The sequence below is a fragment of the Fictibacillus tiangongensis genome (assembly GCF_048083785.1).
GTDB lineage: Bacteria > Bacillota > Bacilli > Bacillales > Fictibacillaceae > Fictibacillus.
On record NZ_CP182294.1, the window covers coordinates 945878 to 971790 of the forward strand.

Here is a 25913-nt window from a genome sequence, read left to right on the forward strand (position 1 = left end):
GAAAGAGTTAGCTTTCAGGTGGTTATTACCATGTTACCGGTGGTCGCGCCGTTATTTAAGGTGGAAAGAGAGCATTTAACGGTGAACGTGTAACAGAAATAAAAACACGTACCGTAAAAGAACGGCGATAAATCTGAAACTTCTATTTTTTCGCGATCGTATGTAATATTATGGTAAGTAGGTAGGAGGGATGAAGTTATGGAGGGTTTTGAAGAACCAGGATTTGGCGGCAGCGGAGATCTGATGTTTGATATCGTGCCCATTTTTATTGGTGCTGTCTTTGTAATCGTTATATGTATTTTTGTAATTGTTATCGTGAAAGGAATCAGTCAGTGGAACAGCAATAATAAACAGCCTGTACTGTCCGTCGCGGCAGAAGTGGTTACGAAAAGAAGTGAGGTAAGCGGTGGTTCTAATGATACGTCTGCTTCAACATGGTACTATGTCACGTTTGAAGTAGAGAGCGGGGACCGAATGGAGTTTCACGTTAAGGCACAAGAATACGGTACGTTAGTTGAAGATGATAAAGGAACACTCACTTTTCAAGGCACACGTTATTTAGGTTTCGAACGAAGAAGGCAATCACAATCTCTATAAGTTGAGGATACAAACATATGAGAAAATTAAATCAAAGTGATCATGAGAACGTAATGAAACTTCTGAGCAAAAAGCCGGCTGAGAACCTGTTTACGTTGTGGGGAATAGAATCATATGGGTACGAAGCTGATATCCAGACGCTTTGGGGTCAGTTCGATTCCAAAGGTGATTTAATCGCTGTGCTCTGTAAATTCAAAAACAAATATACACCGTATTGGGAAACAGAATGTAATATACAGAAGTTTGCAGACATCATCAATACAGATACGAATGAAAAAGAAGTCAATGGCATTGAGCGCTTAACGAAAGAGATAGAACCATTCATTACAGAAGGGTACGATAAACGCGAATGTTATTATTATGCTAAATGTGATCCCAAGCCAGATCTTAACCGTTCTGCTTCTGTCAGATGTTTAAGCAAAGAAGAAATTCCTCAGCTCATCTCTTTTTATCAAGAAGTTCCAGAATTTAAGAGAGAGTATAATCTGGAATCTTTTATTGATCAGATGAATAATGGTTGGTCTAGGATATTCGTGATTGAAGAAGATAACAGATTAATTTCATCAGCATCTACCGTTTGTGAGACATCTGTAGCGGCTATGGTATCAGGTGTCTGTACCCTGCCCGCAAAAAAGGGAAAAGGATTGGCAAGCATCTGTATAGAACACTTGATGTATAACCTTTTTCAAGAGAATAAGACACTGTCATTATTTTATGACAACCTAGAAGCTGGTCGTATCTATAAAAGATTAGGCTTTAAAGACATCGAAAAATGGACGATCAATTTCTGTAAAGAAAGGAACAACCATCATGACAACTGGTCTAGATAGTTATCAAAAAAGTGTATTGAACGCATTTTTAAACAAAGACGGACGCTTAAAGAACATCCCTTCACAAAAGAAGAAGAAATTAGTCGTGTTAGAATATTTAGTTCAGCAGTTGAATGATAATCAGTCCTATACGGAACGAGAGATCAATGAATTTATAAAGACGTATCATGAAGATTTTTGTACCATTCGCAGAGAATTTATAGTGAACGGATACATGGACCGAGATGCCGGAAATTACATAAAAAGAGATGAAACGCTTTGGACAAAATGGCAAGAACTCAAGTAACAGTTAGAAAGAAGTGAAGTGATTGGAGACAGAGATACCGAATGAAAGTCTTTGGACTCATTTAAAAGAAGAGGCAGAAACCCGGTTTGGTTTTAAAGTGGATAAATGTACACCGATCAATCGAGGGTGGCTGAATCAAAAATGGAAGATAGAAACGAATCAAGGTGTTTTTCTAATAAAACAATACAATAAAGAGCGAATGAAAAGATACGAGCTTCAAACGATCCAATCTGCTCTTCATACACAAAATAGATTGTTCTCACAAGGGATAGCTTGTCCTGAAATTATGTCATATAAAGGTGATATTTTACAGAAGTCAACAGAAGGTGAACGTTTTACTGTAATGCGCTTTATGGAAGGAAGCTTAGTCTCACCAGGTAATCTTTCGAGTACACAGATGCAATCTCTTGGTGAGGAAGTTGGAAAGCTTCACACTTTATTGAATGATGGAACGTTATCATGTAAATCAGAAACGATATTTAAAATTCCTTCTATAGAAGAACGTGTGGAGTATTGGCAAAATGGAATACATAAGTGTGATGAACAAGGATTAGACCGTATACGTTCTTTAATGGAGCTGCAAAAGACTGCAACCTTAGCGTTAGATCAAGATCATTTTAATTATCTCACTCCTGGCTGGTGTCATCGCGACCTTTGGGTGGATAACTTGCTCTTTTCCGAAGTTCATTTGTCGGCGATTCTCGATTTTGATCGAATGAACTATGACTATATAGAATTGGATATCGGGAGACTGATCATCTCAACGTGTCTGCAAAATAATATTCTAAATCGTAAAGCTGTCCAGGCATTTCTTAAAGGGTACAATAATACAAATGAATTATCAGTTGAAAGATTAGTGGTATCTTTAAGATTGGTTTGGTACATGGAAAGTACGTGGTGGATCGATATTAATCCACATGAAGGAGAGCCTCCAAAAAGATTTCAACAAGAAATGGTTTGGCTGGCTCGTCATCAACAGTCACTAGAAAAAGAACTGGAAAAAAGAAGAAGTAATAATCATGTTTTAACAAACTAGCTTAAGGGAAATTCCTCATTAACAGATTAGAGGAGTGGTTAAGTGGAGACGAAACAATTGTGTTTGCTGAAAAAAGAAGATATGACGAATTCAGAAATAGTGCCAGCGTGGGTGATCGAGGAATATAAGACTTTCCATGAGACAGTGACGAACAAAACGTTTCCTTGTTATTTTGGAATGGCTGCTGAGAATAAGGGAGAATTGCGATATGCGTATGTGACGCATGATGACTGGTCGAACCTGCCTGAGGCAATTCGAGAATTTAACAAACTTTTTGATGCACCTAAATTGATTCGTCACGGATTATTTGTGTTTGTTGAGCCGGAGAAAGAAGAAAAAGACATTCCGTATTACCGTGATTATTTTTGGAAGATGCTTCAGTCATTGCACGAAACAGATAATCAACCTTGGCCAGAACATATACCGAAAGACCCGGACCACCACTTGTTCGCTTTTTCATTTGATAATGAGCCTTATTTTGTATTCGGGAACGCACCTGCATACAAACAAAGAAAAACAAGAGATCTTGGTAACAGTTTAGTCCTTGGATTCCAGCCTCGCCGCATTTTTGAGGGCTTAGAGGGAACTTCACCTGGCGGAGCGATGTCTCGGGAAAAAGTTCGCGAGCGAGTAGAGAAGTGGGATAATCTTCCGAAGCACCCGAACATCAGTCATTATGGGGACCCGGAACACCGTGAATGGAAACAGTACTTTATTGGAGACGACGTTGAACCGATAGCGGGAAAATGTCCGTTTCATCATAAATAAAACATAAAAAAGGACTCTTATTTGAGTCCTTTTTTATCTGTCCATTCGTGCTCTAGCAAACTAAATAACATAGAGTCACGCCATCTGTCTTTAAGCAGGATGGATTCACGTATGATGCCTTCTAACGTCATGTCTAGTTTTTTCAAAACCTTTTCTGAAGCTTTATTTCTAGGGTCACAAGTTGCAAAAATGCGATGAAGCTGCAGATCTTCAAAACCCAACTTGAGCAAAAGCTCCCCTGCTTCCGTCGCAAAGCCTTTTCCCCAATAATCCGGATGAAGCACATAACCGATCTCACCAACACGATTTGAAAAAGAGGTGATCTGTAATTCTCCTGCTCCGATCAACAAGTTTGATTGCTTTTCAACGATCGCAAAAGCATACCGTTCACGAGGATTTCTGTTTGCATCATTAATTACTTCATTCACATAGGTTATAGATTCTTTTTCATGATTCGGTCCCCAAGGCTGGAACTGAGAAACAATCTCTTGTGAGGCATATCGGTGAATCGCTTTCCAATCTTCAGGAACCATCTCTCGAAATTGAATTCTACTTGTTTTTAACATCTCATCACACCGTTCTTAAATTAGACTCTTCGATAGATTTTACATGTAAAGTTAGCCCACGCTTTTTTGAGTTCGTTAATTCTAATTACTTGCCACGGGTTAAACATCGTTTGGCCATGTTTGTTAAAGGCATGTTCTTCACTTAAAAGATAAGCAGCATGTACAACTTGATCTTGCTCATTGAACCATATCCATACATCTTTGGCTTGAACAGAAGAAGTCTCAATGTGATGGTAGTGGTTTTCATCTAACAGTTGGAGAAAGGGTTCAACTTGCATCCAGCACTTTATATCATCGGTTGAAGAACGAATTGCTGAAGCGACAGCCGCAAGACAGTTAGGACCGTTCTCTTCTGAAAAAGTGTCCATGTACGGGTATAATTCTGGGTATCGAGTTTGATAGCTTTCACGTATTTCTGGTTCTAAAGCATATTCCTCAATCCACTCATCTGCGTAGTTCATCAAGATAGTATGTTGAACGTTCTTTGATACTTGATTCCAGTTGCACTTTTGAAGAATTACAATGTCTTGAAAAGAAGCACCTTGTTTTAAGATTTCCAGTTGGTTATCGGTGTCTGGCAAATTTACATTCTTCATTAGACCTTTTAATTCGTCCTCTGTAAAAACAAGACCTCTGTTTAGTGCTTTTTGTTCTGTTATTATCATTTCCTTTTCTAACGTAGATAGAGCTTGAAACTCTTCATTGAACATCACGCATACATATTCAGCTTTATTGTTAATAGACCATGTAAGAAAAGAGGTTCGAACGTCGAGTGTAAACACAGTTTGATTCATTTCTGTTATTTTATGAGAAGGAAAATGGTCTGGTTTACTCCTAAAATAGAAAAAATCACAATCGGGCACAAAAATTCCACTCCACTTTTCCAATGTTTCTTGAGAGATTGTGTACTTCTTTATAGTTTGCATAGCTACTCCTAATAAACGATGTTAAATATATGATAATCTAATACTATCAATATTTTACATATGTTAGTAGACTTTAAAGAACAAGTTAAATTAGATGAAAGCGGGAGAATTAAAAAGTGAATCTAAAAGATATGGCTAGGAAAATGGCAGCTGTTTATAAAGAAAATAAAAAAGTGCAGGCTGTATTGTTGGCAGGGTCTGTTTCAAGAGGCTGGGAAGACAAGCACTCAGATATTGAACTGAATATTTTTTGGTCGGAACCTCCAACTGATGCAGATCGAATGTTTCCTATTCACGCGGTAGATGGATCAATCATCGAGTTTCATCCATATGAAGAGGAAGAATGGGCAGAGAGCTATTTAACGCCTCAGAATGTTAAGCTTGAGATCAGCAGCTTCTTAACATCTACAGCACATACGTGGATAAAAGAAGTAGTAATAGATCATGAAGTGGATTACGGCAAACAATGCATGGCTTCATCTGTATTTTATGGAGTAAGTTTGTACGGTGATCACGTGATTAGTGAACTAAAAAAAGAAGTGGAAGTGTATCCAGATCAATTAGCTCAAAACATGATTGAAGAAAATCTAGCATTATGGAGCAGGTGGAATAACCGCTATGCTCTGTTGGATAGGAACGAGTGGATCATGTTATACGATCTGATGGTGGGTGTACAGAAGAAACTTCTCGGAACATTATTCGGTATGAATAAATTGTACATTCATCATCCGTCCTTTAAATGGATGCACAAATACAGCGAGATCTTCACCATAAAGCCAGATCATTTAGATGAGCGGCTATCCCGTATTCTCATTCAAAATGTTCATGAGAGTATAAAAGAGTTAGAACTGTTGATTCAAGAAGTTTTTACCCTTGTGGAGAAGCATTACCCTGACCTTCCATTTTTAGCAGCTTACAAAGAAAAGCTGAGCTTTGTCCGGCCGGAAAATAAAGGCTGATTCCAAGTATAAAAAAGTTGTTATGCATACACAATAGAAATAGCCATCCGGGTGGATTCTTCTTCTCGGGTGGTTTTTATTTTTTATAGGACGTTCACTGAATACCTTATAACAAGTGACAACTTGGAAAGAAAATACAACCTGAAATAAATCCTTTTTTAAAAATATAGTTTAACCGTTGACAAAATGAGGTAAATAGAATATAAATAAATTAACAATAAACATTTTGTTAATTAAAAGGAGGGGCACCATTGTCTAATAAGCAAGCATTGAAACAATACGACATCAAAAAATATCGAACGCCTGATGGTTACACTTCCGATATTTGCGTTTTTACAATAATCGCAGAAAAAAATGAGGCATATAAACCTCCTACGATGGATCTTAAGATCATGTTGATCAAAAGAGCAGCACTTGATTCAGAAGGAAATATGAACATTGAAGCAAACAGGTGGGCGATTCCAGGAGGTTTTGTTCAAGACGATGAAACCGGCTTTCAAGCAGCTAAACGAGAGTTAGAAGAAGAGACGAATATCTCTGGCATCCATATTAAACAATTTGGTGTTTACGACAAACCTGGCCGCGATCCTAGAGGTTGGATCATCTCGAACGCTCATTATGCGATTGTTCCTGATACGTATCTAACGCTAAGAAAAGCACAAGATGATGCAGCTGATATTGAATTATTCTCTATAAAAGATGTAATGGATCTGGAGTTAGCTTTCGATCATCAACAAATCATTGCAGATGCGATCCGAGTGATCACAAACGATCTGTTGCAAACAACTGTAGCTAAGAATTTCTTGCCTGAATACTTTACGTATTCTGAACTTCAGGCTGTTTTAAAAACTGTAACGAATGATCCTGCGATTTTAAGTGATCAATCATTTTCAAGAAAGATAAAATCTCTTCCTTTTATTCAAGAAGTACAAGGAAAAACAACAACAAGAACGTCGAAGAGAGCAACAAAACTTTATACATTCATTGAGATGGATGTTTTAAAGCCTATCTATACAGCACGTTACTAACCATATTTTTTTACGGATTATAATTAACGAATTGTTAATAGTTAACCAAACAAAATTAGGAGGCAATTATTATGAAAAAAGCGTTGATCAATATTGACTACACATTTGATTTTGTGGCTGATGAAGGTGCACTAACTTGTGGGAAACCAGGTCAGGATGTTGAAAATGAGATTACTTCTATTACAGAACAATTTATTAATGACGGTGATTTTGTTGTATTTGCCATAGATCAGCATCATACCGATGATAAGTTTCATCCAGAAAACGAGCTTTTTCCTCCACACAACATTGAAGGTACACCAGGTCGAGAGCTTTATGGAAATCTTCAAAAAGTATATGAAACACATAAAACGAAATCAAATGTTTATTGGATGGATAAGACCAGATACAGTGCCTTCGCAGGTACAGATTTATTAATGAAGCTTCGCGAACGTGGTATTACAGAGGTTCACATCGTAGGAGTGTGCACAGACATCTGCTGCCTTCATACAGCTGTTGATGCTTACAATGCCGGACTTAAGATCGTTGTTCATGAAAAAGCAGTAGCGAGCTTTAACCAAGCGGGGCATGAGTGGGCATTAGGACATTTTAAGAGCTGTTTGAACGCAAAAGTTATCTAAATCATTCTCTTGGAGGTAATGAAAATGAACAATAAATATGCTGATGATAGTTTAACGCTGCACACAGATCTTTACCAGATCAATATGGCAGAAACATATTGGGAGGACAATATTCATAATAAAAAGGCAGTATTTGAAGTCTTCTTTCGTAAACTTCCATTCGGGAACGGGTACGCTGTATTTGCAGGATTAGAGAGAATCATAGATTATCTGAAGAACTTTAGGTTTACAACAAGCGATATCGATTTCCTTCGAGAAGAACTAGGCTACGGAGAAGATTATTTGGAGTATCTGGAGCAAGTAAAATTTACGGGTACTGTCCGCTCTATGGTGGAGGGAGAACTGGTTTTTGCAAACGAACCGCTCATACGAATAGAAGCACCATTAGCAGAAGCTCAGCTTATTGAAACAGCTATTTTAAATATCGTAAACTATCAAACACTTATCGCCACCAAAGCATCTCGCATTAAACAAGTGGTTGGAGAAGAACGAGTGATGGAGTTTGGAACACGCAGAGCACAAGAGATGGATGCGGCAATATGGGGAACGAGAGCCGCGTTTATTGGTGGTTTTGAAGCGACGTCAAATGTAAGAGCAGGAAAACGATTTGGCATACCAGTCGCAGGTACACATGCTCATGCACTCGTCCAAACATATCGTGATGAATATACGGCATTTCATAAATATGCCCAACGTCACAAAGACTGTGTGTTCCTAGTCGATACGTATGATACTTTGCGCTCTGGAGTGCCTACAGCGATTAAGGTCGCTAAAGAACTAGGAAACAAGATCAACTTTCAGGGAATTCGTTTAGATAGTGGAGACCTCGCTTACCTATCAAAAGAAGCGAGAAAGATGCTTGACGAGGCAGGATTCACAGATACAAAGATTATTGCTTCAAATGATTTAGATGAGAATACGATCATCAATCTAAAAGCGCAAGGTGCGAAGATCGATTCGTGGGGAATCGGTACAAAACTGATCACCGCTTATGATCAGCCAGCTCTAGGAGCGGTCTACAAACTCGTCTCTATTGAGGACGAACAAGGAAAGATGGTAGACACGATTAAAATCAGCGGAAATCCTGAAAAAGTGACGACTCCTGGCTTGAAAAAAGTTTATCGAATCATGAATACACAGAATAATAAATCTGAAGGCGACTACATTGCGCTGGACAATGAAAAGCCCGAAGAAGAGTCTAGACTTAAAATGTTTCACCCTGTTCATACATTTATTAGTAAATTTGTAACGAACTTTAAAGCCAAAGAACTTCATCAAGATATTTTTGTAGAAGGTAACGTTGTCTATGAAACTCCTCCTCTAAAAGAGATACAGATCTTTGCAAAAGAAAATCTTGAAGTGTTATGGGACGAATACAAACGCACGATGCATCCCGAGGAGTATCCAGTTGATCTGAGTCAAGCATGCTGGGACAACAAGATGAAGAATATTCAAGACGTGCAAACTAAAGTACTGTCATTAATTGAAGAGGGAGAATCTCACAATGGGTAAGATTGGAATCTATGGCTCATCTTTTGACCCGATAACGAATGTACATCTATGGACCGCTAGTACCGTTGCACACCGCTGTAAACTAGACAAAGTGATCTTCCTTCCATGCTCAAGTAAACGAAAAGATAAAACGATGAAAACCTCAGATACCCATCGCTGGGAGATGCTCCAGCTTGCAATCTCAAATAATCGTACATTTATTGCCGATGATTATGAGATGCTTCAAGAAGCTTGGGAAGTATACACGTATTACACGATGGAGCATTTTAAACAAAAATATCCTGATGATGAGGTGTACTTCATTATGGGAGCAGATCTGTTGGTTGATATTGCAGATGGCAAGTGGAAGTATGACGAAGAGTTAATCTCGAGCAATAAGTTTATTGTGATGGCAAGGGTTGAAATCAATATGGTCAAAACGATCTCTCGTTCACCCATCCTAAGAAATCATGATGATGGCACAAAATTTCATCTGATCGATAAAGGACTGTCTATGGAAATCAGCAGCACCTACATACGTGATGAATTTTCTAAGGGTGGCGAACCAAGGTATCTGCTGCCTGATGCTTGTTATGAATATATAAAAAAACATGAACTGTACTCTTCATGACGAGTGGTACAATTCTAAAAACAGCTGACCTAAGAAGGTACTCTGAGAAGTACCTTAGAGTCAGCTGTTTTTTACATATTATTAAATATTTTAAAAAGAAGTTAACTTTCAGCTATTTTTGGAAAAAATATAAATAAACTAATGAAAGATGCAAAAAACGTTTACGGGACTATTGATTTAGGGAAGAGCCTTATAAATACCTTATGAGCGTATGGAGGATTATAGATGGCTACCGTAATAAAAGGAGAATACAAACACGTGAACTGTGATAGTGAATATGGCACATTAAAGAAAGTAATTGTGTGTGAACCAAGATATATGAAGATCGATGAAATAATCAACGAAACACAGCGCCATTTTGCAAAAGACAACATCAACATGAAACGAGCGATGAAACAGCATCAGCACTTCGTGGATACGATGAAAGCAAACGGTGTAGACGTTTATAAACTTCCCGCGATAGAGAAGTTCCCTGAACAAGTTTTCACGCGTGATATTGGATTTACAATCGGTGAAACGGTATTCGTATCACGCATGGGAAGCAATATTCGCGATGGAGAAGAGAAAGTATTACGAAACTGGTTATTAGAACATCAGATTAATCTTTCTTTGATCGAGGGGGACCGTATTGAAGGCGGAGATGTAATCGTGCATGGCGATACCGTTTATATCGGGGTGAGTGGCAGAACGTCTGAGGAGACCATTCAAGAACTTCAATCACAGCTTCCTCATATGAAAGTCATTGCCGTCCCATTTGATCCTATTTATCTGCATCTAGATTGTGTTTTTAACATTTTGTCTGAAAAAGATGCTTTAATCTATAAACATGCATTTGAGGAGAAAGACTATCAGTATTTAGCCTCAAAATTTAATGTAATTGAAGTGGAGAAAGAAGAACAATTCACGATGGGTACGAACGTTTTATCCATTGGAAATAAAAAAGTTTTGAGCCTTCCTGTAAATAAAAATGTTAATGCTGCACTTCGTGAAAGAGGATACGAAGTTCTAGAAGTCGATATCTCTGAAATCATAAAATCAGGTGGTTCGTTCCGCTGCTGTTCGATGCCGTTATATCGAGAAGAGATGCATTAAATCGTTAACAAGTAGTCTTTGCCGGAGGGCAAAGACTTTTTTTGTTATTTCCTGAACGCTCGAGGGATTTAGCAAATAATTATCTGTTGCTGGGGTTGAACGATTAGTATTTTTGTCCATTTGAGTCATAAAAGTAATGTGTTCAGTGGCTTATCGGTGAAATTTACACACAATCAGGTGAAAAACACATGATCACAGGCGAAAAGTCAGGCATCATAGGTGGTCCTCAGCACTTCTCAGGTGGTCAAAGCTCATTTACCGGTGAACGCGTAATAAATATAAAAACACGTACCGTAAAACATATATCAACTGCTTAACACACTTCTTTATTAATGATTGGAGTGCAAGCTGCGCGCCTCCCGCTTGGGAATCATCTTGCACAATATTCTACAGCGACAATTTTTTATACAAGAGCTTTCTAAAGGACAATCTTTGTAGGTACAAAGCTATAAACTGTCTATTTTAGACATATTTTTAATCCTGGAGGGTAAAGAGTACTATCTTTAACCTAGGAGGCTATGTAATGAGAGCAGTGACTTTTCAAGGTACGAAAGATATTCAGGTTAAAAATGTTGAAGATCCTATCATTCAGAAAAAAGATGATATTATCGTCCGTATTACTTCAACAGCTATATGTGGTTCAGATCTGCATATCTATCAAGGGGCATTACCTGCAGCAAAAGATTACGTGATCGGACATGAACCGATGGGAATCGTTGAAGATGTTGGACAGGATGTAACGAGAGTAAAAAAGGGTGATCGTGTAGTGCTTCCTTTTAATATCTCTTGTGGACATTGTTTTTATTGTAATCACGAGATGGAGAGTCAGTGTGATCTCTCAAACGGAAATCAAGCAGTTGATACAGGAGCGTATTTTGGTTTCACCGAAAGATATGGAAACTATCCAGGTGGCCAAGCTGAACTACTGAGAGTACCCTATGGAAACTTTATGCCCTTTGTTATTCCTGAACATTGCGAACTGGAGGATGAATCTCTTTTATTTATGTCGGATGTCTTGCCGACCGCCTATTGGAGCGTTGAGAACTCAGGTATGAAAGAAGGAGATACCGTAGCTGTTCTGGGATGTGGTCCGGTAGGGTTAATGGCACAAAAGTTTGCTTGGATGAAAGGTGCTAAGCGCGTAATAGCCATTGATAATATTCCGTATCGTTTAAATCATGCAGCGATGAAAAACAAATCTGAAGTGTATAACTTTGATGATTTTGATAACATGGGTGCTCACATAAAAGAAATTACAGGTGGAGGTGCGGATGTTGTCATTGATTGTGTAGGTATGGATGGCAAGAAATCAGTCATTGAAAAAGTGGAACAGAAACTGAAACTACAAGGTGGCACGTTGAGTGCGTTTGAGATAGGACTCAACGCGGTTCGTAAGTTTGGAACCATTCAGCTTACAGGTGTATATGGTTCCATGTACAACATGTTCCCGCTTGGAAATATATTTGAGAGAAATGTTACATTGAAGATGGGACAAGCACCCGTGATTCATTACATGCCAATGCTCTTTGATAAGATCATGAACAATGAGTTTGATCCCACAGAAATTATTACACACAGAGTACCATTAGAAAATGCGGGTGAGGCATATAAAACGTTTAACGATCACGAAGATGAATGTATAAAGGTTGTTCTTAAGCCTTAGTAGCAAGAATTTAAATAAGGAACTTGGGTTTCCAAGTTCCTTTCTATATTTCTATTTGTGAGTTTTCTTCCTCAGTCGTTACAGCAGTACTCTGAAGGGGAAGTACGATGGTGAAGGTCGTGATGCTATCATCTGATGAACAGCTGATGGACCCGTTATGCTTATCAATAATTTTCTTGCACACGAAAAGGCCTATACCCGTGCCTAATTCTTTTGTTGTAAAGAATGGCTCGAAGATCGTACTGATTGTTTCGGGGGGAATAGCTGGGCCGTTATTAGAAATAGTAATATGTACGTTATCATTACCTTCAATCTTGCTAAAAATCATGATTCGGCGATTCTGTCTCATCTGGCGCAGTGCATCAATCGAGTTCATGATGAGATTAAGCAGTACTTGTTTCAACTCGTCCTTGTGTGCCCGCAGTGTAATCGTAGGATCGATACGCGGAATGACCGTAACGTCTGCATCCACTAAACTTGGATACATGAAATCTAGAATATCTGTGAATAAATCTTCTAAAGCAAAATCCTCCGCTTCCCGTTCTTGAACCCCTTTTCTTGAGGCATGAAGAAATTGAGAGATACGAAAGTTTAATTGTGTTAATTCATGACTGATGATATCAATGTATTTCATGTTTGGATTCTCTTGCTGCATGAGTTTTACGAAACCCATTACTGCTGTCAAAGGATTTCTGAACTCATGTACAAAACTAGATGACATCTGTCCTAAAATGGTTAACCGTTCTTTGTGACTTTGGTCGATGAATACTGTTTTTTCCTCAATCTCAATATCCTTCAGCTCCGTATACTTCTTAACGGCATGATATAAAAACTCATCGAAAAGAGAATTGATCGTTTCAATCACAGGCTGCAACTGTTCGATGGAAATACCAGAGCCCGTTACGAAACGCACGATCTCACTTCGTCCTAGGTTCACATTGTACACGAATTCACCAATATTAATCTTAGCTTCTAACCGCTGAACAGCTACTTCATGGGCGAGGTGCATAATTTCTTTAGGAGATATTTTACGTCGTAAGGATTGTTTAACTAGCTCAACCATATGCAAAGCATTCTCTGTTACTTTTTCTTTATGTACATCATGATTTGAGATCACAATTCTCTGGTGCCAATCATGTAAGTAAGTAGGCAAGTTATCATCCATATATGTGATTAGACTTTCTGTTATGTCCACAGCTCGCACCTCTTTCAACATTAAAATCATGGAAAGAATAAAATATGAATAAGCCAACGTTTGTTATATAAAAGTATTTATACTACATATAGTAATGGAAATATAGACGAAATGCCATATGCAGTTTACAATTTTTTCATTAAATTATGAAAATAGGTAGGTAAATCGACACGAGACCACGAAAACTATCATAAACCTCCAGTCTTTACTTCTTCTTTATGAATGAATACTATCCTTTAAAAATTTCTGACTATTCTAAATATATTTTATGTAATTTCATATTGTGAAATTTAGAGATTGTACAAGTCTGTCTTTTTCAATACGATGAACGCATATTGAAAGGGGTGGTAGCTAAGCTGACTTCAACTAAATCGTATCCGTTGAGGGGGAGAATTGGTGATCTCATCTGTTCAAAAAATTTCAAGGATATTAAACTGCTTCACCAAAGATGAACCAGCACTAGGAAACTTGCAGATTGCTGAAAAACTTAACATGAATGCGAGCACGGTTCATCACTTAGTTCGTACACTTTGCTCAGAAGGCATACTGATTCAAGACAGTCAAAAAAAATATAGATTAGGATGGAAATTGCTAGAATGGAGCAATCACGTCATGTATCAGCAAGACATCAACACGGAAGCACTGCCATTGTGCGAAGGTCTTGTCAGAAGGTTTAACACAACCGTACATATTGGAATGCTAGATCGTGGTGAAGTGCGCTTCGTTCTAAGAGTAGCTTCTTCAAATTCAGTAGCTGTCCCCACTTTTATAGGCGATACAAAACCTGCATATTGTACAAGCACAGGAAAAGTATTGCTAGCTTTTAACCCCTCCATGATTAAGCCGACCATATCAAGGGGATTGCTTCGCCGCGCTCCTAATACCATTACATGTGTTGAGAAATTAAAGTATGAGCTTGATGTTATTCGAACAAATGGTTATGCAATCAGCAACAACGAAAACGAGATGGGGTTGTATGGAATTGCCGCTCCGATCAAATCGTATACCGGACAAATCATAGCTGCTCTTAATATGGTTGGACCAGTATCGTATATGCTCGGGCAAGATACCCCTTCTATGATTCATCATGTTGTAAAAACAGCGGAGTCAATTTCAAAAGAACTCGGTTATATTAGTGTTTTATGATAGCGCTTACATAAATAATAGGGAGTTGATAGGGATGAAAAAGTTAAGGATTGTAATGACTGTTTTGTTGGCATTATTTCTTTTAACATCCTGCAGCAGCGGAGCGAAGAATTCCGCAAGTTCAGGGGATGCATCTTCTGATGGAAAGACATACAAGTTCAAACTAGCGCATATCACACCGCCTTCACACATGTGGCATAAAGCTGCAGAAAAATTTAAAGAAGAGCTATCTAAACGTTCAGATGGAAGGATTGAACTTGAGATCTATCCATCCTCTCAGCTTGGAAGTGAAGCGGACATGATGCAGCAAATCGAATCAGGTTCTGTTGACTTTGGTTTTATAACAGCTGCTTACACAAGCTCCCGTTCACCATCTTTCGCTGCGTGGTTTGCTCCATATGCTTTTGAAGATCTGGAAGCAGCACATAAGGCGAGACAGTCTGAACCTGCAAAAAAGATCTTAGCAACACTAGATGAGCAAGGAATCACAGGGTTGGATTATTTGTTTGCTGGTCAGCGCGTCATGTTGTTTAAAGATAAGGACGTTCAAAAACCTGAAGATATGAAGGGGCTAAAGCTTCGTGTAACACCAAGTCCGCCAATGCAGGACTTTTACAAATCCACTGGTGCATCAACAGAAGGACTGCCTCTTCCGGAGGTTTACTCAGCTGTACAGACAGGAGTAATCGACGGAATGGACATGGACCTGGATGCAGCGATTACGAACAAGTACTATGAAGTTGCGAAATATGGAGCTGTTACAAATCATATGGTATGGCCGGCAGTAGCCATGGTTAACAAAAAAACGTTTGAAGGCATGTCTGAAGAAGACCAGAAGATTGTGCGTGAATCTTTAGAAGCTGCAGCAGATTATGCGGTTGAAACCCGTTCTGGTCAAGAAGAAGAGTTTAAGAAAGAATTAGCAGATAATGGAATGAAAATCTATGATATTGATCCAGAACTATTCAAGCCTTATATAGAAGAATTTGATAAAAAATACGGACCGACTGACCCTCTTATTCAAGAATTTATTGATTCAGTAAGAAAGTAGATTGAGAGATTGGTGTGGTTAATATGAAGATTAATTACGACAGGAATATCAATGAAAGTATAAATCCTCCGATTAATGGGGGAAGAGGCTTTATACAGAGTCTTAGTAACGGAATTTGTCAGGTGGAAAAATTTCTTGCTGCGATTCTCATGTTTGCATTAGCAGTGATCGTTGCCGTTTCAGTGGCATTTCGCTACTTCTTGAACGCACCATTATCTTGGTCGGGTGAAGTTGCTGTATTTCTATTGATTTGGATTAGTTTTATTGGAGGCAGTCTGGGGCTTAAGTACAAGTCTCAGGCTGCTGTGACGCTATTACTTGATTATTGCCCTCGAAAGATAAAAATGTGGATAGCGGTGTTCAGTCAGATATTCATCATGATTTTTTTAGTTTTGATTCTGTCGTACACGTACACCTGGATCATGTCAGACGGGGTGGCTTTTCAAAAATCCACAGCAATTTTGCTTCCAATGTGGATTCCTTACAGTGCTGTTCCCATCGGTTTAACGTTTGCATGCGTCCATGTACTGGCTCAATTTGTTCACGTTATTAAAACAAAGGGGGCAGAGCTATGATAACTGCTCTTATCATTGGGATTTTTATTTTATTCTTATTAATGGGAATTCCGATATCACTTGTTTTAGGCATGATTACCGTCGTTTATTTTTTCCTGAATGGGAACACAGTTTTATTAGATTCAACACCAATGAGACTATATTCGGGTCTTGATAATTTTGGATTACTTGCAATTCCGTTGTTCATGCTTGCCGGAGAACTGATGAACGGAGGGGGAATTACAACTCGTCTTGTGAAATTCGCAAAAGTTTTCGTTGGTCATGTTCGTGGCGGACTTGCTTATGTAACGGTCGTTGCCAACATGTTCTTAGCCTCTATCTTAGGTTCTGCAAACGCACAAGCTGCCATGATGAGTAAAATCATGGTTCCTGAGATGGAGAAGGAAGGATACTCTAGTGAATTTTCATCATCCCTAACACTTGCTTCATCTATCATTGCACCCATTATTCCACCAAGTATGATCTTTATCATTTACGGGACGCTGTCTGGAACATCTATCGGCGGACTTTTTATGGCAGGGATTGTTTCAGGGGTAATCTACGGAGTCGGATTTATCAGTGTGATCGCATATATGGGATATAAATATAAGTTTCCTAAAAGTAAAAGAGCAACTGGAAAAGAAATGTGGGAAAGCACAGTTAAGGTTCTGCCCGCGCTTTTAGTACCGTTCGTTATTATTTTTGGTATCCTTTCTGGTGCATTTACGGCAACTGAGTCTGCGGCGGTAGCTTGCGTAATCGCCTTCTTAATAGGCGTTTTCTTTTATCGAGAACTTAGATGGACGTCGATTCCTCAAATCTTGATCAACACTGTAGTCAGCACAGCTACGGTTACATTCTTAATTGCAATGGCTAATATTTTTGGCTGGTTGATTGCTTTTGAACAGCTTCCGCAAGTTTTTGCAGACAGCATGTTATCCATTTCAGAGAATCCATTTGTTTTTCTTCTCTTGGTCAATGTCATGCTATTATTTGTCGGAATGCTGCTGGATGGGATTGCCGCTTTAATCATCTTAGTTCCCGTCTTTATGCCGCTTGTGACTTCATTTGAGATCGATCCGATTCACTTTGGTGTAATCATTTGCATCAACTTAACGATTGGTCTTTTAACGCCACCTGTTGGAACTGGGCTATTTATCGTATCATCCATTGCTGAAGTGCGGTTTGAAAAACTAGTTAGAGCATCAGGACCGTTTTTGGCAGTTGCAATCGCTATCTTGTTTTTAATCACATACTTAGAAGATGCGGTTCTTTGGATTCCAAGAATGATCGGTCTTTAAAAGTAAATAGAGCCTCTTTCGCATGCTGGCTTTATTTTTAAATAGCTCTTTTCTAAAAGATTGTTGCATTTAAGTCATTTTGTAATTTTCTTCCTGATAAGTTGATTGGAGTGAAAGGTGCGAGACTCCTGCGGGACGAGCGGTCAGGTGAGACCCTTAAGGGCGCAAAGCGGCAAGGGGCTCACCGGTCGCCCCGCGGAAAGGGAGCGCCTGACACGGAAATCAACCACTTTCAAGAGCAACTTTTTATTAAATGACCTATTAAACTTTTTGATAATTTCATAATGTGAAATTACAGCATTGAGAATTGAAAGCGCTTTCTTATATAGTTGAAACAAATTAATACATGATTCATAGAGGAGGCATATGGAATGGGAATTAGAACTGGTGCTCAATATATTCAAGCATTGAAATCTCGTTCACCAGAAATTTGGTTAGAGGGCAGGAGAGTAACAGATGTTGTGAACGAACCTGTTTTTAAGCAACCAATTCTAGAGATCGCTAAACTGTACGACATGCAGCACGATCCACAATATCAAGATTCCATTACACATATTTGCAATGAGACGGGTGAGCGAGTCAACAACGCATTTTTACATCCGACAACCTATGAAGAATTGATGGCAAGAAGCCAGTTGTTTGAAATCTACGCAAAATCTACTTTTGGGCTCATGGGCCGAACTCCCGACTTCCTGAACGTCGTTGTAACCGGTATGGCACACAATGGCTGGTTCCTCGATCAATACAATCCGGAATGGTCTGTAAATATAAAAAACTACTTTAACTACATAAGAGACAATGATCTGTTTTTAACACACGCGATCATCAATCCTCAAAATGACCGAAGCAAGAATTCTCATGGACAAAAAGATATGTTTACACATCTAGGCGCTGTTGAAGAAACGCCTGATGGTTTGATCGTTAGGGGAGCAAAAATGCTCGCTACATTAGCACCCATTACAGATGAAGTCATCATCTACTCGTTCCCGGGCTTTGCACCAGGAGACGAGCGTTATGCTCTTGCATTTGCAGTGCCTGTGGATACGCCAGGACTTAAGCTCATATGCCGTGAACCGATGCAGGACGGCAAGCGATCACAGTTTGATCATCCACTTGCTTCAAGATTTGAAGAGATGGATGCATTGCTCGTCTTTAATGACGTACTTGTGCCTTGGGATCGCGTGTTTCTTTATAACAATGTGGAAGCAGCGAACCTTTTGTATCCGAAGACAGGCATTGCTCAGCAGCCTGCTCATCAGTCAGGTGTAAGAGGATATGTGAAACTAGCATTTGCAACAGAAGTCGCTTGTAAGCTAGCAGACTCAATTGGTGTAGATGGGTACTTGAATGTACAAAACGACTTAGGTGAACTTGTGCAGAACGTGGAAGTGATCCGCTCTTTATTGCGAGTAGCAGAGTATGAGTATGAAACAACAACATCTGGTGAAGTGATGCCAAATGCAGCGGCACTTGAAACAATAAGAGGTATGCTTCCTAAAATGTATCCAAGAGCGATCGAGGTCATTCAAATCATCGGTGCTGGTGGGTTGCTTATGTCACCGACTGGGAATGACTTTAACGCTCCAGAAATCCGAAGTGAGATTGATAAGTACTATTTAGGCCGTGACGGTGTGGACTCTCTTGAACGCGTTAAGCTGTTCAAGCTTGCATGGGATCTGTGCGGTGAAGCTTTCGGGCAGCGGCTTGTGCAATATGAGCGCTATTATACGGGAGATCCAATCCGTAAGAGAGCCATCTTCTATAACGGTTATAAAAGAAAAGCGAAGTTCTCTATGGTGGATGAAGCACTTTCTGTAACAAATGAACTCGTGAAGGACCAGCCTAAGCTGGCTAAATAAAGGGAGGTAATTGTAATGAGTACAACGACTTTGAAATCTTTTAACCTATTAAAATGGATCGATGAAAACAAAGACTTGCTCAAGCCACCGGTTAACAACAAAGTGATCTGGCAGGATTCCGAATTTATCGCCATGATCTTAGGTGGTCCGAACAAAAGACGTGATTTTCACGTGGATCCTTCTGATGAGTTCTTTTATCAGATCAAAGGCAGCTGTTATGTGGAGATCATTAATAAACACGGCAAGCGTGAAGTAGTTGAAGTAAAAGAAGGAGACGTGTTCATGCTGCCGGCGATGGTTCCTCATTCGCCGCATCGTGTGGCTAATTCTTATGGTCTTGTGATCGAGCGTAAACGTGCACAAGGTGAGCTTGAAGACTTCGTTTGGTTCTGTGACCGCTGTGATTCTGAGATGCATCGCGTGACGGTTCAATTGAGTGACATTGAGAAACAAGTAAAAGAAGCAATTCACAGTTTTAATTCCAATGAACGTGTCCGCTTGTGTAAAGATTGCGGTTACCAGATGCCAGAGAACGTGGAGGAATGGAAGTGCTAAGAATTGACTTTCACACACATATCATTCCAGAGTCGTTTCCTGACTTTGCCGAAAAATATGGTGGAGAAAGGTGGCCGGTGTTAAACCGGACATGTGCTTGCGGCGCGGCCATTATGGTAGGTGGCAAGAACTTTAGAGATGTAACGGACCAAGTATGGGATCCAAAAAAACGGATCGATGACATGGATCGTGAAGGGGTGGACATTCAAGTGCTATCCCCGATCCCTGTAACATTCTCGTACTGGGCGCCGCCAGAACAAGCCGAAGCAATGGCGAAGATCCAGAACGACTTTATTGCTGAAATGGTCAATGAATACCCAGACCGCTTTGCTGGTCTTGGGACTGTGCCGATGCAGGATGCTAAGACGGCGATACGGGAGATGGATCGCTGTATGAACGAGCTAGGACTTCATGGAATCGAGATCGGAACAAATATAAACGGACAGAATCTCGATCATCCTGACTTTATTCCGTTTTTTGAGATGGCTGAGAAGTGGGAAGTACCGCTCTTTATTCATCCGTGGGAAATGCTCGGAAAAGAGCGTATGCCAAACCATAATTTCATGTACACGATCGGGATGCCGAGTGAAACTGCATTAGCCGCAGCATCCTTAATCTGGAGCGGTATGATGGAGAAATTTCCTAAACTTAAAATTTGTTTTGCGCATGGTGGTGGTTCGTTTCCTTACTTGATTCCGCGCCTTGACCAGGGGTGGCAAGTGTGGCCGCATCTAAGGCTTACTACACATCCGCCAAGTCATTACGCAAAGCAGTTTTATTTTGATTCGTTAAATTACGATCCAATGAATATTCGCTATATGATGGAGCGATTTGGTTCAGACAAGATCTTTATGGGTTCAGATTATCCGTTTCTGCTGCGTGAAGTGAATCCCGGAAAAGTTTTAGATGAAACGCTTGAGCTAACGGATGCACAGCGGAAAGCAATGCTTGGCGGAAACGCAGCTGAGTTTTTAGGTCTTGAAAAACGAAAGAGGGGTGCAGCCGTTGCAAGTCATGCAAACACCGGAGGATAAGCTTCAAAGTCTAGGTCTTGTACTACCAGAGGTGCGTCCAGCTGTCGGAAACTATGTGGGCTGTGTAAGAGTGGGGAATCTTCTATTTACAGCCGGACAAGGTGTTGATCAGTACCACGGTAAGTTAGGAAAAGATTTATCGGTAGAAGAAGGCTATGCAGCTTCTCGCCAGTCCATGTTAAATCTCTTAGCAGTCGTTCAACACGAGCTTGGGAGTTTAAACAAAGTGAAGAAGGTTGTGAAGCTGTTAGGCTTTGTAAACTGTACAGAGGATTTTACGGATCAGCCAAAAGTCATAAACGGAGCATCAGATCTACTTGTTGCTGTTTTTGGAGAAAGAGGCAAACATGCTAGATCAGCCGTAGGCATGGCACAGCTACCTGGTGGAACAGCGATTGAGATTGAAATGATCCTTGAGATTGAAGACGAAAAGGGGAATTAGCTTATGAAACCTGAAACCCTGACACAACAAGTGAAGATAATGGATGCAAAACTTTTTATTGATGGAGAATATGTTGATGCTCTCTCAGGAGATACCTTTGAATCTATTAATCCAGCGACGAATCAAAGATTAGCACTCGTGGCTAACGGCAGTGAGCAGGATGCGAAACGTGCGATACAGTCTGCCAAAAATGCTTATGATAGCGGCGTTTGGAGCAAGATGCCTGTTGAGGATCGGTCTGATATTCTATGCCGAATGGCGGATCTTATCATGAAAAATGTAGATGAACTGGCTATGGTTGAAACCCTCGATGTTGGAAAACCGATTAAAGAGAGCAGAGGGTTCGATATTCCAAGAGCGGCATCGAATTTCCGCTTTTTTGCTGAGATGTCTAAATATATGGTCAGTGAACATTATGACAAGCATAACATCATGTCATATGCCAAATACAGTCCAGCAGGAGTAACAAGTCTTATCATCCCTTGGAATCTGCCATTCATGCAGATGACTTGGAAAGCATCAGCCGCTCTTGCTGCAGGAAATACCGTTGTCATCAAACCTGCCTCATATACACCTCTATCTGCTGTCATGTTTGGAGATATCGCTAATGAAGCAGGACTTCCTCCTGGTGTCTTAAACATTATTACAGGACCAGGAAGTACGATGGGAAGTGCGATGACAACTGACCCGAACGTGCGTCGCATCTCGTTTGTCGGAGAATCAAGTACAGGAAAAACGATCATGAAGAACGCTGCTGAGAACCTGATTCCTGTCTCCCTCGAATTAGGAGGAAAATCAGCCAATATCGTTTTTGAAGATGCAGATTTAGATGAAGCGGTAAAAGGTTCGATCGATGCCATCTATCGAAATCAAGGTGAGATCTGTCTTGCTGGATCACGTCTTCTTCTACAAGAAAGCATCTATGATCAATTCATGGAAAAGTTTGTAGCTGCAGTTAAACAAATTAAAGTTGGGGATCCGACTCTTGAGGACACAGACATGGGAGCACTTGTTTCAAAAAATCATCTGGAGACCGTAGAAGCCTATGTAGACATCGGTATAAAAGAGGGAGCCAAGCTCGCTTGCGGTGGTAAGCGGATAACAGGTCTTGGAGAAGGAAACTTCTATGAACCTACCGTTTTATATGACGTGAACAACAAATGGCGTGTTGCACAAGAAGAGATCTTTGGACCTGTTCTTGTTGTTATCCCATTCAAAACAGAAGAAGAGGCGGTTTCTATCGCAAATGATTCCCAATATGGTTTAGCTGGCGTAGTGTGGACAAATGATATTCGTCGGGCACAGCGGGTTTCAGCTGCTGTTGATTCGGGTCTGCTCTGGATTAACTGTTGGTACATAAGAGATCTGCGAACTCCTTTTGGTGGTTCAAAAGCGAGCGGAATCGGCCGTGAAGGTGGAAGACACAGCTTTGAATTTTATTCGGAGGCAAAAACGATCACGATGAAACTATAGATTTTTGTATTGAAAACGTGATTGGATGACAGTCGCGTTTTGCTATTTTGATAAAAGAAGGGAGGAAACAGACATGCAACAACAGATCATTTCTAAATTAACGACAGAACTGTTAGAAGCAGAAGAAAAATTAATACCGGTTGAACCTCTATCTGCACGTTTTCCTGAACTCTCTGTCAAAGACTCTTATCATATTCAGCTGAAATGGGTGGAAAGGAAACTTGAAGAGGGACGAGTGATCATCGGAAAAAAAGTAGGATTAACGAGTAAAGCGATGCAGAATATGCTTGGAGTCGATGAACCGGATTATGGTCATCTGCTCGATCATATGGAGGTTTCTACAGGTACCGTTCTGTCTAGAAAAGATTTCATAAAGCCAAAAGTTGAAGCAGAGATTGGCTTTATCTTAAAAGATGATTTGCAAGGCCCAAACGTTACTTATATAGACGTGTTGATGGCGACTGAGGCTCTCGTGCCCACATTAGAGATCATAGATAGCAGGATAGAAGATTGGAAGATAAAGTTAGTAGATACGGTTGCAGATAACGGTTCATCAGCTAGAGCAGTTGTGGGTAAACCTTTTTATGAAATTGATCAGATCGACCTTAGGATGCTAAGTATGACGATGTTAAAGAACGGTGAGATCAGAGCAACAGGGGCTGGAGCTGCTGCACTCGGTCATCCGGCACATGCTGTTGCTTGGCTCGCTAACAAACTAGCAGACTATAATATGTCATTAAAAGCAGGTGAGCTGATCCTGCCAGGAGCTCTATCAAGTGCGATCGATCTAGAGTCAGGCGATGAAGTGACTGCCACATTTGGAAAGCTAGGCTCTGTAAGCATCTCGTTTTGTGAATAAAATCCAGCATAGAAAGGATCAGCCATCGTGAAAAAAATAAAGGCGGCGATTATTGGTTCTGGCAATATTGGTACAGACTTGATGTATAAACTGCAGAGAAGCGATGATCTTGAACTTACAGCGATGTTCGGAATTGATATGGAATCGGGTGGGTTAAGACGTGCGAACTCTGCTGGATACCGAGTGTTTACAAATGGCATTGATGACTTTGTAGAAAGACCAGATTTAGCTGACATTGTGTTTGATGCAACTTCGGCTAAAGCTCATCTTCGTCATGCACAACTTTTAAAAGATATGGGAAAGACAGTGATAGATCTTACTCCTGCGGCGATTGGCCCCTTCGTATGTCCTCCAGTTAATTTTAGTGAACATATAGATTCACAGAACATTAATATGATTACATGCGGCGGACAAGCAACAATTCCGATTATCCATGCGATTAATTCTGTTGCACATGTTTCTTATGGAGAGATCGCTGCAACGATATCGTCATCAAGTGCAGGACCAGGAACACGTGCGAATATCGATGAATTTACACTAACTACGAGGCGTGGAATTGAGGAAGTCGGTGGAGCGGAGAGAGGAAAAGCGGTCATCATCTTAAATCCAGCAGATCCTCCTATTCTCATGAGGTCGACCATATATTGTGAAGTCAAAGAGATGGACGAAGCTAGAATACGAACAGCCATCCTGGACATGGAAAACAGCGTTAAAAGCTATGTACCTGGATACAGGTTGAAGAATGAACCTCTTTTCGATGGTGATCGGGTAACGGTTTTTGTTGAAGTTGAAGGAGCTGGCGATTACTTTCCGAGCTATGCAGGAAATTTAGACATCATGACCTCAGCAGCAAAACAAGCTGGCGAAATGGTCGCGAAGCGTTTGCTTCGCAAGTTCAACATGGATAGGGCGGTGACAACCAATGATGCGTAATAGCTCGCTGCCTCTAAAATTCACGGAAGTCTGTCTGCGTGATGGCAGTCACGTCATGTCGCATCAATTCACAGAAAAACAAGTCTACGATGCTGCAAAGTCACTCGATGAAGCAGGTATGCATTATATCGAGGTCAGCCATGGCGATGGATTAGGCGGATCTACCTTACAGTACGGAAGGTCACTTGTAGATGAGATGAAGTTAATAGAGACAGCTGCTGGAGTGTGTAAACATGCTAAAGTTGCCGTCCTTTTGATTCCGGGAATTGGAACCGTACATGAATTGAAGAAAGCACATGAGTTGGGAGCAAGTCTTGTTCGTGTCGCAACCCATGTAACAGAAGCGGATGTTTCCGCGCAACATATTCATATGGCTCGTGAACTTGGAATGGAAGTATTCGGGTTCTTAATGATGGCCCATTCCGCTCCTGTTAAAAAACTTGTTGAACAAGCAAAGTTGATGGAGTCCTATGGCGCAAAATGTGTTTATGTAACCGACTCTGCAGGAGCACTGCTGCCATTTGAAGTGAAAGATCGAATCTCAGCATTACGTGAATCACTAAACATTGAGATCGGTTTTCATGCACACAATAATCTATCAGTAGCCGTTGCAAACACACTTGTAGCCATTGAAGAAGGAGCGACTAGAATCGATGGAAGCGTTCGCTGTTTAGGAGCGGGTGCTGGTAATACACAAACGGAAGTTCTGATCGCAGTTCTTGAACGAATGGGAGTGGATACAGGTATTGATCTCTATAAAATGATGGATTTAGCAGAAGATGTGATCGGACCGATGCTGCCAGGTGCGCAGGAAATTCGTAAAGGAAGTTTAGCGATGGGGTATGCAGGGGTTTATTCTAGTTTTCTTTTACATGCAGAACGTGCTGGTAAACGATTTGGTGTTGATTCAAGAGATATTTTAATAGAGCTCGGGAAACGAAAAGCAGTGGGTGGTCAAGAGGATCTGATCTTAGAAGTGGCAGCTGGCTTAGCAAAGTCCAAACTGGAGGTGTAGAAG

At 40.3% G+C, this 25913-nt stretch carries 28 protein-coding genes; 25 read left to right on the top strand and 3 right to left on the bottom strand.

All coding sequences use genetic code 11. The features are described 5' to 3' along the window. The first annotated feature begins 198 nt into the window (after nucleotides 1-198). From ACNJYY_RS05195 to ACNJYY_RS05215, 5 genes are all read left to right on the top strand, one after another. Nucleotides 199-597, top strand: coding sequence for a DUF2500 domain-containing protein (locus ACNJYY_RS05195; RefSeq protein ID WP_416730831.1), 399 nt, complete (start codon nucleotides 199-201; stop codon nucleotides 595-597). Nucleotides 598-614: 17 nt separating this feature from the next. Further along, nucleotides 615-1427 (top strand): GNAT family N-acetyltransferase, encoded by an 813-nt coding sequence (locus ACNJYY_RS05200; protein WP_416730832.1) that lies wholly within the window; start codon nucleotides 615-617, stop codon nucleotides 1425-1427. Continuing rightward, nucleotides 1408-1713: a DUF2087 domain-containing protein gene (locus ACNJYY_RS05205; protein WP_416730833.1), complete on the top strand. Its 306-nt coding sequence runs from the start codon at nucleotides 1408-1410 to the stop codon at nucleotides 1711-1713. The genes ACNJYY_RS05200 and ACNJYY_RS05205 overlap by 20 nt, the downstream gene beginning before the upstream one ends. 22 nt (nucleotides 1714-1735) lie before the next feature. Then, entirely contained in the window at nucleotides 1736-2749 is a 1014-nt protein-coding gene (locus tag ACNJYY_RS05210) for a phosphotransferase (RefSeq protein WP_416730834.1), read from the top strand. Nucleotides 2750-2830: 81 nt separating this feature from the next. Further along, a complete protein-coding gene (locus ACNJYY_RS05215; protein ID WP_416731806.1) occupies nucleotides 2831-3517 on the top strand; it encodes a YqcI/YcgG family protein in 687 nt (228 codons plus the stop codon). Between the two features lie 17 nt (nucleotides 3518-3534). Here the strand turns inward: ACNJYY_RS05215 and ACNJYY_RS05220 are convergent, their stop codons facing one another. Beyond that, complete coding sequence (locus ACNJYY_RS05220; RefSeq protein ID WP_416730835.1) at nucleotides 3535-4083, bottom strand: GNAT family N-acetyltransferase; 549 nt, start codon at nucleotides 4081-4083, stop codon at nucleotides 3535-3537. A 20-nt stretch (nucleotides 4084-4103) separates the two neighbouring features. Then, entirely contained in the window at nucleotides 4104-5009 is a 906-nt protein-coding gene (locus ACNJYY_RS05225) for a hypothetical protein (protein WP_416730836.1), read from the bottom strand. A 116-nt stretch (nucleotides 5010-5125) separates the two neighbouring features. Between ACNJYY_RS05225 and ACNJYY_RS05230 the strand changes: the two genes are divergently transcribed. From ACNJYY_RS05230 to ACNJYY_RS05265, 8 genes are all read left to right on the top strand, one after another. Further along, on the top strand, nucleotides 5126-5968 hold the full coding sequence (locus tag ACNJYY_RS05230; protein WP_416730837.1) for a DUF4037 domain-containing protein: 843 nt from the start codon (nucleotides 5126-5128) through the stop codon (nucleotides 5966-5968). A 251-nt stretch (nucleotides 5969-6219) separates the two neighbouring features. After that, nucleotides 6220-6996 carry an NUDIX hydrolase gene (locus ACNJYY_RS05235; RefSeq protein ID WP_416730838.1) on the top strand — a complete coding sequence of 259 codons (777 nt, stop codon included), beginning with the start codon at nucleotides 6220-6222 and terminating at the stop codon, nucleotides 6994-6996. Between the two features lie 71 nt (nucleotides 6997-7067). Then, nucleotides 7068-7616, top strand: coding sequence for a cysteine hydrolase family protein (locus ACNJYY_RS05240; RefSeq protein ID WP_416730839.1), 549 nt, complete (start codon nucleotides 7068-7070; stop codon nucleotides 7614-7616). Nucleotides 7617-7640: 24 nt separating this feature from the next. After that, a complete protein-coding gene (locus ACNJYY_RS05245; protein WP_416730840.1) occupies nucleotides 7641-9128 on the top strand; it encodes a nicotinate phosphoribosyltransferase in 1488 nt (495 codons plus the stop codon). Continuing rightward, nucleotides 9121-9738: a nicotinate (nicotinamide) nucleotide adenylyltransferase gene (gene nadD / locus ACNJYY_RS05250; RefSeq protein WP_416730841.1), complete on the top strand. Its 618-nt coding sequence runs from the start codon at nucleotides 9121-9123 to the stop codon at nucleotides 9736-9738. Before ACNJYY_RS05245 ends, nadD begins: the two co-directional genes overlap by 8 nt. A gap of 225 nt (nucleotides 9739-9963) precedes the next feature. Then, nucleotides 9964-10830, top strand: a complete 867-nt coding sequence (locus tag ACNJYY_RS05255; RefSeq protein ID WP_416730842.1) for a dimethylarginine dimethylaminohydrolase family protein — start codon at nucleotides 9964-9966, stop codon at nucleotides 10828-10830. Nucleotides 10831-11018: 188 nt separating this feature from the next. Continuing rightward, nucleotides 11019-11147: a hypothetical protein gene (locus ACNJYY_RS05260; RefSeq protein ID WP_416730843.1), complete on the top strand. Its 129-nt coding sequence runs from the start codon at nucleotides 11019-11021 to the stop codon at nucleotides 11145-11147. Nucleotides 11148-11353: 206 nt separating this feature from the next. Continuing rightward, nucleotides 11354-12493: a zinc-dependent alcohol dehydrogenase gene (locus ACNJYY_RS05265; RefSeq protein WP_416730844.1), complete on the top strand. Its 1140-nt coding sequence runs from the start codon at nucleotides 11354-11356 to the stop codon at nucleotides 12491-12493. A gap of 43 nt (nucleotides 12494-12536) precedes the next feature. Here the strand turns inward: ACNJYY_RS05265 and ACNJYY_RS05270 are convergent, their stop codons facing one another. Then, nucleotides 12537-13688, bottom strand: coding sequence for a histidine kinase N-terminal domain-containing protein (locus ACNJYY_RS05270; protein ID WP_416730845.1), 1152 nt, complete (start codon nucleotides 13686-13688; stop codon nucleotides 12537-12539). A gap of 396 nt (nucleotides 13689-14084) precedes the next feature. Between ACNJYY_RS05270 and ACNJYY_RS05275 the strand changes: the two genes are divergently transcribed. The 12 genes from ACNJYY_RS05275 to dmpG all read left to right on the top strand — a co-directional run bounded on the left by ACNJYY_RS05275 (nucleotide 14085) and on the right by dmpG (nucleotide 25910). Next, entirely contained in the window at nucleotides 14085-14834 is a 750-nt protein-coding gene (locus tag ACNJYY_RS05275) for an IclR family transcriptional regulator (protein ID WP_416730846.1), read from the top strand. Between the two features lie 34 nt (nucleotides 14835-14868). Beyond that, nucleotides 14869-15885 (top strand): TRAP transporter substrate-binding protein, encoded by a 1017-nt coding sequence (locus tag ACNJYY_RS05280; RefSeq protein ID WP_416730847.1) that lies wholly within the window; start codon nucleotides 14869-14871, stop codon nucleotides 15883-15885. Between the two features lie 23 nt (nucleotides 15886-15908). Next, complete coding sequence (locus ACNJYY_RS05285; protein ID WP_416730848.1) at nucleotides 15909-16460, top strand: TRAP transporter small permease; 552 nt, start codon at nucleotides 15909-15911, stop codon at nucleotides 16458-16460. Further along, nucleotides 16457-17740, top strand: coding sequence for a TRAP transporter large permease (locus ACNJYY_RS05290; RefSeq protein ID WP_416730849.1), 1284 nt, complete (start codon nucleotides 16457-16459; stop codon nucleotides 17738-17740). The genes ACNJYY_RS05285 and ACNJYY_RS05290 overlap by 4 nt, the downstream gene beginning before the upstream one ends. A 371-nt stretch (nucleotides 17741-18111) precedes the next feature. Then, nucleotides 18112-19599: a 4-hydroxyphenylacetate 3-hydroxylase family protein gene (locus ACNJYY_RS05295; RefSeq protein WP_416730850.1), complete on the top strand. Its 1488-nt coding sequence runs from the start codon at nucleotides 18112-18114 to the stop codon at nucleotides 19597-19599. Between the two features lie 15 nt (nucleotides 19600-19614). Beyond that, nucleotides 19615-20154, top strand: coding sequence for a 3-hydroxyanthranilate 3,4-dioxygenase (gene nbaC, locus ACNJYY_RS05300; protein ID WP_191753060.1), 540 nt, complete (start codon nucleotides 19615-19617; stop codon nucleotides 20152-20154). Next, on the top strand, nucleotides 20142-21188 hold the full coding sequence (locus tag ACNJYY_RS05305) for an amidohydrolase family protein (RefSeq protein ID WP_416730851.1): 1047 nt from the start codon (nucleotides 20142-20144) through the stop codon (nucleotides 21186-21188). The genes nbaC and ACNJYY_RS05305 overlap by 13 nt, the downstream gene beginning before the upstream one ends. Then, the gene (locus ACNJYY_RS05310; protein ID WP_416730852.1) at nucleotides 21160-21630 is read left to right on the top strand and encodes a RidA family protein; all 471 of its coding nucleotides are present in this window, start codon (nucleotides 21160-21162) and stop codon (nucleotides 21628-21630) included. The genes ACNJYY_RS05305 and ACNJYY_RS05310 overlap by 29 nt, the downstream gene beginning before the upstream one ends. 3 nt (nucleotides 21631-21633) lie before the next feature. Continuing rightward, complete coding sequence (locus tag ACNJYY_RS05315) at nucleotides 21634-23103, top strand: aldehyde dehydrogenase (RefSeq protein ID WP_416730853.1); 1470 nt, start codon at nucleotides 21634-21636, stop codon at nucleotides 23101-23103. A 73-nt stretch (nucleotides 23104-23176) separates the two neighbouring features. Continuing rightward, nucleotides 23177-23962 carry a 2-keto-4-pentenoate hydratase gene (locus tag ACNJYY_RS05320; protein ID WP_416730854.1) on the top strand — a complete coding sequence of 262 codons (786 nt, stop codon included), beginning with the start codon at nucleotides 23177-23179 and terminating at the stop codon, nucleotides 23960-23962. Between the two features lie 27 nt (nucleotides 23963-23989). Beyond that, on the top strand, nucleotides 23990-24895 hold the full coding sequence (locus tag ACNJYY_RS05325; protein ID WP_416730855.1) for an acetaldehyde dehydrogenase (acetylating): 906 nt from the start codon (nucleotides 23990-23992) through the stop codon (nucleotides 24893-24895). Further along, entirely contained in the window at nucleotides 24885-25910 is a 1026-nt protein-coding gene (dmpG, locus tag ACNJYY_RS05330) for a 4-hydroxy-2-oxovalerate aldolase (RefSeq protein WP_416730856.1), read from the top strand. The genes ACNJYY_RS05325 and dmpG overlap by 11 nt, the downstream gene beginning before the upstream one ends. The last annotated feature ends 3 nt before the right edge of the window (nucleotides 25911-25913 follow it).